Genomic DNA, 779 nt, shown 5'->3' with positions numbered 1-779 from the left:
GGCACCGCCACTTCGTAGCGCTGCTCGCCGTTGATGTTGACGACTTTGCCGGTAAAGTCCTGCCCCTGCACGCTGACGGTCACGGCATCACCCGCTTTGGCATCGCCGCCTGCCACGCCGCTTATCAGCGTGGTCATCCGGTTTTCAATGGCGTTGACCACATTGTCGTTCGCCACGGTATCGATATGTACCGTGTTTTCCGCGAAGTTGTCGACATGCACGCTGTGGGTGTCGGTGGCAATCGCCAGATTGCCCGCCGCATCGTGGGAGGTGACGCTGACGTGTACTTTCACATCTTTCAGCACCTGACCGACGTTGTCAGAGAACGCCGAAGAGTCAACATCAATGCGGTAACCGAGGGTATGTTTACCCATATCAATCACCTTGCCGCTGTACTGATGGCCATTGATCTCCACCAGTACCGGATCACCCACTTTCGCGTCTTCCCCGCGCACAATACCGGTAATGGTCTGCCGGGCGGCGGACAGTTCAGTAAAGTTCAGGGTGTTATCGGCGGTGACATCGTGAATATTAATGGTGTTTTGCGCATGGGTATCCAGCGCTACGGTACGATGCGACTGCGCGGTGACTTCATTCCCCGCCGCATCATGGCTGACCAGCGTCACCTGCACATCATTTTTACCTTCGTGCAGCGTCCCCACCGGCACCGCCACTTCGTAACGCAGCTCGCCGTTAATATGAACGACTTTGCCGGTAAAATCCTGCCCCTGCACGCGAACGGTCACCGGGTCGTTGACGGCCGCATCGCCACCAACGGC

Annotated in this window: 1 protein-coding gene; it reads right to left on the bottom strand. The window is 57.5% G+C overall.

The genetic code is table 11. The features are described 5' to 3' along the window. The coding region (locus OGX94_RS02915) for an Ig-like domain-containing protein (protein WP_286568664.1) at positions 1-779 on the bottom strand (779 nt) is incomplete at both ends.

The organism is Citrobacter sp. Cpo037, assembly GCF_030332945.1.
Classification (GTDB): Bacteria; Pseudomonadota; Gammaproteobacteria; order Enterobacterales; family Enterobacteriaceae; genus Citrobacter; species Citrobacter portucalensis.
This window is presented reverse-complemented; position numbering and strand designations above follow the sequence as displayed.